This is a genomic window from Nocardioidaceae bacterium (assembly GCA_018672315.1).
Classification (GTDB): domain Bacteria; phylum Actinomycetota; class Actinomycetes; order Propionibacteriales; family Nocardioidaceae; genus TYQ2.
Genome location: CP076053.1, coordinates 3,536,989 through 3,548,633 on the forward strand (window position 1 = coordinate 3,536,989; position 11,645 = coordinate 3,548,633).

General features: G+C 65.1%; 6 protein-coding genes and 3 rRNA genes. All 9 read right to left on the reverse strand.

The window, feature by feature from the left end:
• Window positions 1-46 precede the first annotated feature (46 nt).
• The 9 genes from KLP28_16960 to KLP28_17000 all read right to left on the reverse strand — a co-directional run bounded on the left by KLP28_16960 (window position 47) and on the right by KLP28_17000 (window position 11,643).
• Window positions 47-916, reverse strand: coding sequence for a TlyA family RNA methyltransferase (locus tag KLP28_16960; protein ID QWC85176.1), 870 nt, complete (start codon window positions 914-916; stop codon window positions 47-49).
• 3 nt (window positions 917-919) lie between these two features.
• Window positions 920-1,159, reverse strand: a complete 240-nt coding sequence (locus KLP28_16965) for a hypothetical protein (GenBank protein QWC85177.1) — start codon at window positions 1,157-1,159, stop codon at window positions 920-922.
• Window positions 1,160-1,252: 93 nt separating this feature from the next.
• Window positions 1,253-2,323, reverse strand: a complete 1,071-nt coding sequence (locus KLP28_16970; protein ID QWC85178.1) for an HAD-IIA family hydrolase — start codon at window positions 2,321-2,323, stop codon at window positions 1,253-1,255.
• A complete protein-coding gene (locus tag KLP28_16975) occupies window positions 2,301-3,044 on the reverse strand; it encodes a hypothetical protein (protein QWC85179.1) in 744 nt (247 codons plus the stop codon). The genes KLP28_16970 and KLP28_16975 overlap by 23 nt, the downstream gene beginning before the upstream one ends.
• Window positions 3,045-3,427: 383 nt before the next feature.
• Window positions 3,428-3,544 (reverse strand): 5S ribosomal RNA (gene rrf / locus KLP28_16980).
• 143 nt (window positions 3,545-3,687) lie between these two features.
• Window positions 3,688-6,806 (reverse strand): 23S ribosomal RNA (locus KLP28_16985).
• A 391-nt stretch (window positions 6,807-7,197) separates the two neighbouring features.
• Window positions 7,198-8,720, reverse strand: a 16S ribosomal RNA gene (locus KLP28_16990).
• The 16S, 23S and 5S rRNA genes sit together here, the layout of an rRNA operon.
• 462 nt (window positions 8,721-9,182) lie before the next feature.
• Window positions 9,183-10,247 (reverse strand): alpha-hydroxy-acid oxidizing protein, encoded by a 1,065-nt coding sequence (locus KLP28_16995; protein QWC87068.1) that lies wholly within the window; start codon window positions 10,245-10,247, stop codon window positions 9,183-9,185.
• 28 nt (window positions 10,248-10,275) lie between these two features.
• The gene (locus tag KLP28_17000; GenBank protein QWC85180.1) at window positions 10,276-11,643 is read right to left on the reverse strand and encodes a tyrosine--tRNA ligase; all 1,368 of its coding nucleotides are present in this window, start codon (window positions 11,641-11,643) and stop codon (window positions 10,276-10,278) included.
• Between the last annotated feature and the right edge of the window lie 2 nt (window positions 11,644-11,645).

Consider the following 11,645-nt stretch of genomic DNA (forward strand, 5'->3'; position numbering starts at 1 on the left):
GTCGCGCCGTGCAGCGAGTGGCGCGGGAGGTCGGGGATGCTGGGCGTCACGGGATGACCTTCTCATCCGGCGCCGACAGCTGCGGGCGCGCCGCCGCAGGAATCCAGCCGTGGTCGAGACCCTCGACCTCGCCGATCAGGGTCTCGCGGTCGAGCGGAGGTGCGTCCCGGCGGAGCCAGAGGAAGTACTCCACGTTGCCGGACGGCCCGGGCAGGCCGCTGGTGACCACCTGCCTGCTCCCCCACCCCAGCTCCTGGGCTGCGGCTGCGACGTCGTGCACGGCCTGGGCCCGCAGTCCCGGGTCGCGGACGACCCCGCCCTTGCCGAGCGCGTCCTTCCCCACCTCGAACTGGGGCTTCACCATCAGCAGGAGGTCGCCCTCGACGGCGGTGACGGACGTCAGTGCGGGCAGCACGAGCCGCAGCGAGATGAAGCTGAGGTCACCGACCACCAGGTCGACCGCGTCACCGCCGAGCAGCTGCGGGCTCAGTGCCCGGATGTTGGTGCGGTCGTGCACCTCGACCCGGGCGTCGGTGCGCAGGGACCAGGCCAGCTGGCCGTAGCCGACGTCGACAGCGAGCACACGCGCGGCACCGTGCCGCAGGAGGACGTCGGTGAAGCCGCCCGTCGAGGCACCGGCGTCGAGGCACCGGCGTCCCGCTACCCGCAGCCCGTGGGGCATCGTCGCGGCCAGCGCGCTCGCGAGCTTGTGCCCACCACGCGAGGCGTACGCCGGCTGCTGCCCGTCGTCGACGACGACCAGGTCCGCGTCGGTGCCGACCGAGGTCGCCGGCTTGCGGGCCGTCGTGCCCCCGACCTTCACGCGTCCTTCGAGCACGAGCTCACGCGCCTGCTCGCGTGACCTCGCCAGGCCACGTCGTACGAGCTCGGCGTCGAGGCGGAGCAGCCGCGGCACAGCTCAGACGTCTCCGCCGGCGGTGCGCAGCGACTCGCGCAGCGACGTCTCGAGGTCGCGGTAGGCCTCGACCTGCTCCTCGGCGGGCAGGTCGGCCAAGGCAGCCAAGGAGGCCTCGACATCCGCCACGACCGACGGTCGGTCCTGGGCACCACCGGCGTCGCCACCTGCGTCGCCACCTGCGTCGTCGGCCGCCGTCGTCGGCGGGCGCGGGACCGGTCGGGGGGTGCTGGAGTCGTCCACGGCGGTCCTCCTGGTCCTGTGGTACGCGAGGGTGGGGTGGTCCGCATCAGACTAGATGTTGCGCCGTGGGCCGAGGTCCGGCGGGCGGTGCGGTCAGCCGGGCAGGCCCCACCGGACAGCGAGGTCGTCCACGTCGGCGATGTCGTGGTCGGCGTCGAGACGGGCCCAGGCAAGGGCCGTGACGGCGCGCAGGGCAGGCAGGAGGCCGCCGTCGTCGCCGTCGGGGTCAGGAACGCGCCACCCGTCGTCGTGGCGCACCTCGACTCCTCCGCACACGGCGACATCGAGCGACTCCGCCACCTCCACCGGGGGGTGGGGCTCGAGGAGGCACCGCAGGTCCACCCCGACGAGGTCGGGCCGCGAGTCCGCCTCGATGCGGAGGAGGGACGCCAGGTCCGAGACGCCGGTGAGCACCAGCAGGCCCGCCATGCCGGCCCGATGGGCCCCGTCGATGTCGGTCTCGACGCGGTCGCCCACGAACACCGGTCGCTGAGCACCCGTCCGTTCGACGGTCTCGTCGAGGAGGGCACGCTCCGGCTTTCCGGCGACGACCGGCTCGCGCTCGGCGAAGTCGGCCACGACCCCGACGAGGACGCCGTTGCCTGGTCCTCGTCCGTGCGGCGTGGGTACGGAGGCGTCGGTGTTCGTCGCCACCCACGGCAGGCCACGACGGACGAGGATCGCGCCGTCCCTCACCCGTTCCCAGGGCAGGTCCGGCGCGTAGCCGGACACGACGGCGACCGGGTCGTCGGTCACCGCCGTGACCGGTTCGAGCCCGCGATCACGCAGGGCGACGAGGAGTCCCTCGCCGCCGATCACGAAGATCCGTGAGCCGGCGGCGTGGTCCGCGGCCAGCAGACGCGCGGCGGCCTGGGCGGAGTTGACGACGTCCTCGGGCCCCGCCTGCACGCCCAGCGACGTGAGGTGCTCGGCGACCGTCGTCGGCGTCCGTGCGGCATTGTTCGTGACGAATGCTGTGCGGGTGCCGAGTCCGCGGGCGCCCTCGAGGGCGGACGCGGCGTGGGGAACCGCCTCGGAGCCGACGTACACGACACCGTCGAGGTCGAGAGCGACGAGGTCGTAGTGCTGCGCCGGGGGACGTTCGAGCGCGGTGAGACCACGGTGGCCCGCCACCGGTGCCTCAGTCTTCCCGGGTGTCGTCATCGGTGGGCAGCACCTCGGTGCCGGCGGCGTCGGGCTGCAACCGACGCTCGAGCTCAGCGACCTGCTCGTACGCGTCCGTGGTGCGCTCACCGTCGACCGCCTCGGTGCGGTGGAACCACGTGAGCGCGTCCTCCTCGCGGCCCGCCTCGAGAAGCGTCTCCGCGTACGCGTACCGCAGCCGCGGGAGCCACGGCTCACGGTTCTGGGAGTGCAGTGGTGCGTTCTCCAGCACCCGCAGCGCCGCGTCCAGCTGACGGAGGTCGCGCCGGGCGCCGGCCTCCACGATCGTCATCTCGATCCGTAGGGCAGGGCCGAGCTTGCGTACGGCGGGGTCGCGTGCGACGTCCAACGCCTTCTCCGCCCTGCCCAGGCCGCGCTCGCAGTCAGCGATGACGGGTAGGTAGTCGGCGGCGCCGTTCATCCGGCGTGCCGCCCTCAGTTCCGACAGTGCCTCGGCGAAGTGACCGGCGGCGTACGCCGTCTCGCCGCACGCCTCACGGACCACGGCGATCCGGGACGCCCGGGCGCGCGCCGCCAGGGTGTGCCTGTAGGCGGTCTCGGGGTCGGTGTCGATGAGCGAACCCGCGGCAGCCAGATGCCTGGCCACCCGGGCAGCGAGCTTCTCGGGGATCCCTCGCAGCTGCGCGGTCACCGCGCGAGGCAGCTCCTTGCCGGTGATCTCCTCGGGGATCTCCGGGCCGTCGTACTCCTCCTTCGACACCGAGCGCTGGCGTACGGAGTCGCGCTCGGCGACCCAGTCCCGACTCTTGCGCGCGGAGCTGTCGTCCGTGCCACCCGGACGACGCGCGCCCCCGCGGCCGTCACGTCGGTCACTGGACCGGCCGCTCGGTCCTCCCTGACCCGACGGGCCTCGTCCACCGCGGCCGCGATCACCCGACCGGTCATCCGACGATCCGGAGGGTCGGCCGGGACCGCTGCCCCGGCGGGGCTTGTCGCCACTGTTGCGGGGACGCTCTTGCATGGTGCTCCTCGAGGTTCAGCAGACGTGTCGTCAGCCTAGGCCAACGACTGCACGCACAAATGCGTGTGGGCCACCCCGTCGAGATCCGTTGATCCCGTCGGAGTGACCCACACTGAAAAGAAGTCCGGCGACGTCCTACTCTCCCACAACCTCGCGATTGCAGTACCATCGGCGCTGTGAGGCTTAACTTCCGGGTTCGGAATGGGACCGGGTGTTTCCCTCACGCTATGGCCGCCGTAACACTATGGAATTCGAGCACGCCCCCCGGACCACACCCGAGGAAAACCGGGGTGACCCTGGGGTCGTTCGTGGTTCCAGAACCACACAGTGGACGCGCAACACTTCCTCGAGCACACAATTTGATGACCCTAGAGGTGTGATGTGTGACAAGCCCTCGGCCTATTAGTACCGGTCGGCTAGGCATCACTGCTGTACACCTCCGGCCTATCAACCCAGTCGTCTACTGGGGGCCTTACCCCACAAGGGGTGGGAAACCTCATCTTGAAACGTGCTTCCCGCTTAGATGCTTTCAGCGGTTATCACTTCCGAACGTAGCCAACCAGCCGTGCTCTTGGCAGAACAACTGGCACACCAGAGGTTCGTCCATCCCGGTCCTCTCGTACTAGGGACAGCCTTTCTCAAGTTTCCTACGCGCGCGGCGGATAGGGACCGAACTGTCTCACGACGTTCTAAACCCAGCTCGCGTGCCGCTTTAATGGGCGAACAGCCCAACCCTTGGGACCTACTCCAGCCCCAGGATGCGACGAGCCGACATCGAGGTGCCAAACCATCCCGTCGATATGGACTCTTGGGGAAGATCAGCCTGTTATCCCCGGGGTACCTTTTATCCGTTGAGCGACGCCGCTTCCACATGCCAGCGCCGGATCACTAGTTCCGACTTTCGTCCCTGCTCGAGGTGTCACTCTCACAGTCAAGCTCCCTTGTGCACTTACACTCGAAACCTGATTGCCAACCAGGCTGAGGGAACCTTTGAGCGCCTCCGTTACCATTTAGGAGGCAACCGCCCCAGTTAAACTACCCATCAGGCACTGTCCCTGATCCAGATAATGGACCTAGGTTAGACATCTAGTACGACCAGAGTGGTATTTCAACGATGACTCCACACACACTGGCGTGTGCGCTTCACAGTCTCCCACCTATCCTACACAAGCCGAACCAAACACCAATACCAAACTATAGTAAAGGTCCCGGGGTCTTTCCGTCCTGCCGCGCGTAACGAGCATCTTTACTCGTAGTGCAATTTCGCCGAGTCCATGGTTGAGACAGCGCCCAAGTCGTTACTCCATTCGTGCAGGTCGGAACTTACCCGACAAGGAATTTCGCTACCTTAGGATGGTTATAGTTACCACCGCCGTTTACTGGGGCTTAAGTTCTGCGCTTCGCAACCAAAAGCTGCTAACACGTCCCCTTAACCTTCCAGCACCGGGCAGGAGTCAGTCCGTATACATCGTCTTTCAACTTCGCACGGACCTGTGTTTTTAGTAAACAGTCGCTTGGGCCTGGTCTCTGCGGCCATCAACGCTTACCACCGCGAGGGTGTTCACGCATCCGGCCCCCCTTCTCCCGAAGTTACGGGGGCATTTTGCCGAGTTCCTTAACCATGGTTCACTCGATCGCCTTGGTATTCTCTACCTGATCACCTGAGTCGGTTTGGGGTACGGGCGGCGCACAGCTCGCTAGAGGTTTTTCTCGACAGCATAGGATCACCAGCTTCACCCATACGGGCTCCCCATCAGGTCTCAGGCACAAGAGCAGCGGATTTACCTACTGCTCGCCCTACACCCTTAGCCGTGGACAACCATCGCCACGGACTGGCTACCTTCCTGCGTCACCCCATCGCTTGACTACTACCGGATCGGGTCGTGCGCATCCCTCCAACTGTCCCGAAGGATCTGTGGAGTTCAGGGCACTTAGCATCACCGGCCTCGTCATGGGCGCTGCTTTGCCGGTACGGGAATATCAACCCGTTGTCCATCGACTACGCCTGTCGGCCTCGCCTTAGGTCCCGACTTACCCAGGGCAGATTAGCTTGACCCTGGAACCCTTGATCATTCGGCGCCAATGTTTCTCACATTGGATTCGCTACTCATGCCTGCATTCTCACTCGTGTGGCGTCCACGGCTCGATCACTCGACCGCTTCACCCCCCACACGACGCTCCCCTACCCATCCACACCACTGGACCCAGGAAAACCCGGGCCGATGATCCCAACAAAGGGAGTGTGAATGCCATAGCTTCGGCGGATGACTTGAGCCCCGCTACATTGTCGGCGCAGAATCACTTGACCAGTGAGCTATTACGCACTCTTTCAAGGATGGCTGCTTCTAAGCCAACCTCCTGGTTGTCTCTGCGACTCCACATCCTTTTCCACTTAGTCACCGCTTAGGGGCCTTAGCTGATGGTCTGGGCTGTTTCCCTCTCGACTACGGAGCTTATCCCCCGCAGTCTCACTGCCGCGCTCTCACTTGTCGGCATTCGGAGTTTGGTTGATTTCGGTAAGCTTGTGGGCCCCCTAGACCATCCAGTGCTCTACCTCCGGCAAGAAACACACGACGCTGCACCTAAATGCATTTCGGGGAGAACCAGCTATCACGGAGTTTGATTGGCCTTTCACCCCTATCCACAGGTCATCCCCCAGGTTTTCAACCCTGGTGGGTTCGGTCCTCCACGCGGTCTTACCCGCGCTTCAACCTGCCCATGGATAGATCACTCCGCTTCGGGTCTAGATCGTGCTACTCAAACGCCCTGTTCGGACTCGCTTTCGCTACGGCTTCCCACCACTGGTTAACCTCGCAACACAACGCTAACTCGCAGGCTCATTCTTCAAAAGGCACGCCGTCACACACACGAATGCGCGCTCCGACGGATTGTAGGCACATGGTTTCAGGTACTATTTCACTCCCCGCCAGGGGTACTTTTCACCTTTCCCTCACGGTACTTGTCCGCTATCGGTCACCAAGGAGTATTTAGGCTTAACGGGTGGTCCCGCCAGATTCACACGGAATTTCAGGGGTTCCGTGTTACTTGGGGTCACGATCCGGAGTCCAGAACTTACGTCTACGGGGCTCTCACCCTCTACGGCCGGGCTTCCCAACCCGGTTCGACCTCATCCTGGATTTCTTACTCCGCGCCTGTACGGCAGCACAGACAAATCGGCCCCACAACCCTCACACCGCAACGCCTGCCGGCTATCACACGATGCAAGTTTGGCCTCATCCGATTTCGCTCGCCACTACTTTCGGAATCACTCTTGTTTTCTCTTCCTGTGGGTACTGAGATGTTTCACTTCCCCACGTTCCCTCCAACTGCTCTATGTGTTCAAGCAGAGGTAACTGGACATGACTCCAGCTGGGTTTCCCCATTCGGACATCCCCGGATCACAGCTCGGTTGCCAACTCCCCAGGGCTTATCGCAGGCTCCTACGTCCTTCATCGGCTCTTGGTGCCAAGGCATCCACCATGTGCCCTTAGTAGCTTGTCAAACAACACACCACTAAAGACATCAAACAAATATTGCTACAAGATGCTCGCGTCCACTGTGAAGTTCTCAAACAACAAACGACACCCCCACACACCACATCAGCGACATGCGTAAGGCCCGCACTGAAACACCAGACAAACGCCTGATCCTTCAGGACCCAACAGTGTGCCCACACCCACCCCACCGGACGAACGACCCCGAGGTTCCACACCCACACGGACGAACCGCACGAGTAGTACTGACAAGACCGCGCCACACGAGGCACGACGTGAATAGTCGACGATTCCACTACTGAGCCCCCCGCACCGACAGACACTCGCTGCCGCAATGCGGGAAACCTGGACACCACACGCCCCCACACGGGAACGCCGATGCCAGATGTGCTCCTTAGAAAGGAGGTGATCCAGCCGCACCTTCCGGTACGGCTACCTTGTTACGACTTCGTCCCAATCGCTCGCCCCACCTTCGACGGCTCCCCCCTCAAAGAGGTTGGGCCACCGGCTTCGGGTGTTGCCAACTTTCGTGACGTGACGGGCGGTGTGTACAAGGCCCGGGAACGTATTCACCGCAGCGTTGCTGATCTGCGATTACTAGCGACTCCGACTTCATGGGGTCGAGTTGCAGACCCCAATCCGAACTGAGACCGGCTTTTTGGGATTCGCTCCACCTTACGGTATCGCAGCCCTTTGTACCGGCCATTGTAGCATGCGTGAAGCCCTGGGCATAAGGGGCATGATGATTTGACGTCATCCCCACCTTCCTCCGAGTTGACCCCGGCAGTCTCTTATGAGTCCCCACCATGACGTGCTGGCAACATAAGACGAGGGTTGCGCTCGTTGCGGGACTTAACCCAACATCTCACGACACGAGCTGACGACAACCATGCACCACCTGTATACGAGTGTCCAAAGAGCCTGCTGTCTCCAACAGGTTCTCGCATATGTCAAACCCAGGTAAGGTTCTTCGCGTTGCATCGAATTAATCCGCATGCTCCGCCGCTTGTGCGGGCCCCCGTCAATTCCTTTGAGTTTTAGCCTTGCGGCCGTACTCCCCAGGCGGGGCGCTTAATGCGTTAGCTGCGGCACGGAACTCGTGGAATGAGTCCCACACCTAGCGCCCAACGTTTACGGTGTGGACTACCAGGGTATCTAATCCTGTTCGCTCCCCACACTTTCGCTCCTCAGCGTCAGGTAATGCCCAGAGAACCGCCTTCGCCACCGGTGTTCCTCCTGATATCTGCGCATTTCACCGCTACACCAGGAATTCCATTCTCCCCTGCATACCTCTAGTCAGCCCGTATCGGAAGCAGGCACGGAGTTAAGCCTCGTGTTTTCACTCCCGACGCGACTGACCGCCTACGAGCCCTTTACGCCCAATAATTCCGGACAACGCTCGCACCCTACGTATTACCGCGGCTGCTGGCACGTAGTTGGCCGGTGCTTCTTCTTCCACTACCGTCACTTGCGCTTCGTCATGGATGAAAGAGGTTTACAACCCGAAGGCCGTCATCCCTCACGCGGCGTTGCTGGATCAGGCTTTCGCCCATTGTCCAATATTCCCCACTGCTGCCTCCCGTAGGAGTCTGGGCCGTGTCTCAGTCCCAGTGTGGCCGGTCACCCTCTCAGGCCGGCTACCCGTCGTCGCCTTGGTAGGCCATTACCCCACCAACAAGCTGATAGGCCGCGAGCTCATCCTCCACCGCCAGAACTTTCCACCACCACCCGATGCCGGGAGTGGTCATATCCGGTATTAGCCACCGTTTCCGATGGTTATCCCAGAGTGAAGGGCAGATTGCTCACGTGTTACTCACCCGTTCGCCGCTCGTGTACCCCCGAAGGGGCCTTACCGCTCGACTTGCATGTGTTAAGCACGCCGCCAGCGTTCGTCCTGAGCCAGGATCAAACTCTCCGTTGAAAAAACCATAACCACAAACGCGGCATATGATCGAATACAACAGTCGCCGATCAACACTCCAAAGAGCGAGAACCGACGAGGCAAATACAAACTAATTCGTCGACTTTTAGCACACTGTTGAGTTCTCAAGAATCAGACACCCCGCCAGACCCCACCACCAGTGGACCCCATCCGAGGCAACCCGACCAAACTTACCGGTGTTCGTCGTCCGGCGCAAACCGAACGCTTCACCTGCTTGGCTGCATCCCGCTGGCTGATCGCTCATGAGGAGCGACCCGACCCGGCAGTGATGCTGCGGGTTGTGTCTCCGGGCCGGCCGCCCGGCCTTCTGGCCTTGCGTCCCGCCGCTCTCGGCGACAGGTGAAACATTAGGACGGGCGGGGCGGCCTACGCAAACCGGGGGCGGGTGCGCTGGCTCACAGCGCGGCACGTGGGGCGGTCGAAGAAGCCGTGGTTGCCACATCAGTGCAGGTCAGCGAGGTGCTCGCTGCTCAGGACGTCCACGGTGGGGGCCCCCAGCAGCGTCATCGCCTCAGCCAGCCCGGCGCGTGTCGCGGCAAGGAGCCGTCGCACGCCGTCGTCGGAGAGCGGGTCGGCCGCGAGTGCCCAGTACGCCGGCCTGCCGAGGAACACGGCGTCGGCGCCGCTGCACAACGCCGCGAGCAGGTGCGCGGGCGTACGGATACCACCGTCGACGTACACCTGCGTCGTGGACCCGGTGCGCGCCCGGACTCTCCGCACGGCCTCGGCCACCGGGCGCACGGCGCGGGCCGTCGACAGGGACTGGTCCAGCTGTCGACCACCGTGGTTGGAGACCCACACGGCGGCCACGCCCCGCTCGGCAGCCCGCGCGGCGTCGCCAGGGTGCAGCACACCCTTGAGCACCACGGGTACGCCGAGCGCCGAGAGCTCCTCGACGTCGTCCCACGCGAGATCCTTCGCCTTGCGCCGGGCCGGGTCGGTCTCCCCGTCACGGCTCGGCGTCCCCCGTCCGGGCATCTCGGCGCCCGACCACGTGGGATCGGCGACGTCCCAGATGCGCTCGTCGGCCTTGCGGGCCACCACCGGGGTGTCGACGGTGAGCACCAATGCGCGGGCACCCGCGGCGACGGCGCGCCGGGGGACGTCGGCGGTCACGGTGCGGTCCTCGGCGAGATACACCTGCAGCCACCAGGGCGCGCCCGTGGCGCTCACGTCCTCGAAGCGGGACCCCGTGTTGCTGGACAGCACGAGGGTCGAGTCCTCGGCCGCGACCGCACGGGCCATCGCCACCTCACCGTCCGGGTGGGCGGCACGCAGCATCGACATGGGAGCGACCCCGACGGGCGCGGACCACCGCTCCCCCAGCACCGTGACCGTCGTGTCCACCGACGAGACGTCGCGAAGCACCCGGGGCACGAGACCGACCGTGTCCCAGTCGCGACGCGCCTGCGCTCGGGAGATGCCGGCCCCCGCCCCCTGGGCGACGTGACGGAAGACCGCCGGGTCGAGGCGCGCCCGAGCAGCTCGACGCTGCTCACGGAGCAGTCCGGGCTCCACGGTGACCTCCCTCGTCTCAGTCGACGACGCGTACGCCGGCCATCCTCTTCTTGCCACGACGCAGCACCAGCCAGCCGTCGGCCAGCAGCGCGGAGTCCTCCGGACGGTGCTCGGGGTCCTCGACGCGCGCGTGGTTGACGTACGCCCCGCCCTCCTTGACCGTGCGGCGCGCCTCGGCCTTGCTCGAGCACAGCCCGCTCGCCACGAGCAGGTCGAGCACGGCGGGGACCGACCCGTCCTCCCGCGCGACCTCGATCGAGCCGGCGTCGCGCAGAGCGGCCGCCAGCGTCGGTCCGTCGAGCGCGTGCAGTGCCTCCCCGTCACCACCGAACAGGGCGGCGGCTGCGGCCGTGGCTCGGTCGACGGCCTCGGACCCGTGCACGAAGGCCGTGACCTCGTCGGCGAGCCGACGCTGACCCGCGCGCGCCCAGGGCTTCTCGGCGTGTGCGGCCTCGATCTGCTCGATCTGCTCGTGCGAGAGGAACGTGAAGACGCGGAGGAGCTCGCCGACCTTCTCGTCCTCGACGTTCAGCCAGAACTGGTGGAACGCGTACGGGCTCATCATCTCGGCGTCGAGCCACAGGGCGCCACCCTCGCTCTTGCCGTACTTCGTTCCGTCGGCCTTCGTGATCAGCGGCGTGGCGAACGCGTGCACCTGCGCCGCCTCGGCGCGGCGTACGAGCTCGACACCGCCGGTGAGGTTGCCCCACTGGTCCGAGCCTCCGAACTGCAGCGTGACCCCGCGCGAGCGGTAGAGCTCGAGGAAGTCCATCGACTGCAGCAGCACGTAGGAGAACTCGGTGAAGGAGATGCCGTCCTCGAGCCGTGTACGCACGACGTCACGCGCCAGCATGCGGTTGACCGGGAAGTGCTTGCCGACGTCGCGGAGGAAGTCGAGCACGCTCATCGGCTGCGTCCAGTCGAAGTTGTTGACCATCGTCGCGGCGTTCTCGCCCTCGAAGCGCAGGAACGGCTCGATCTGGGCCCGCAGGCGCTCCACCCAGGCGTGCACGGTCTCGACGGGATTGAGGGTGCGCTCTCCGGAGTCCCGGGGGTCGCCGATCAGTCCGGTCGCGCCCCCGACGAGCAGGTGCGGTGTGTGCCCCGCGTCCTGCAGCCGTCGGGCGGTGACCAGCTGCAGCAGGTTGCCCATGTGGAGGCTCGGCGCCGTTGGGTCGAAGCCCACGTAGAACCGCACGCCGCCCTCGGCGAACGCGGAACGGAGCGCCTCACGGTCGGTCGAGTGCGCGACGAGACCACGCCATTCCAGGTCGGCGAGCAGGTCGGGGGCGGTGGGCACGGATCCTCCACAGGTACTTCCCGGGCAGTCCCGGGGGGGGGGGGGGGGGGGGGGGGTACGACGACGGGGCCCAGCCTGCCTCATCA

Bases quoted from the DNA above. Each gene is read 5' to 3' on its own strand.
- KLP28_16970 (QWC85178.1), bottom strand. From the start codon at position 2,323: ATGACGACACCCGGGAAGACTGAGGCACCGGTGGCGGGCCACCGTGGT.
- KLP28_17000 (QWC85180.1), bottom strand. From the start codon at position 11,643: ATGAGGCAGGCTGGGCCCCGTCGTCGTACCCCCCCCCCCCCCCCCCCC.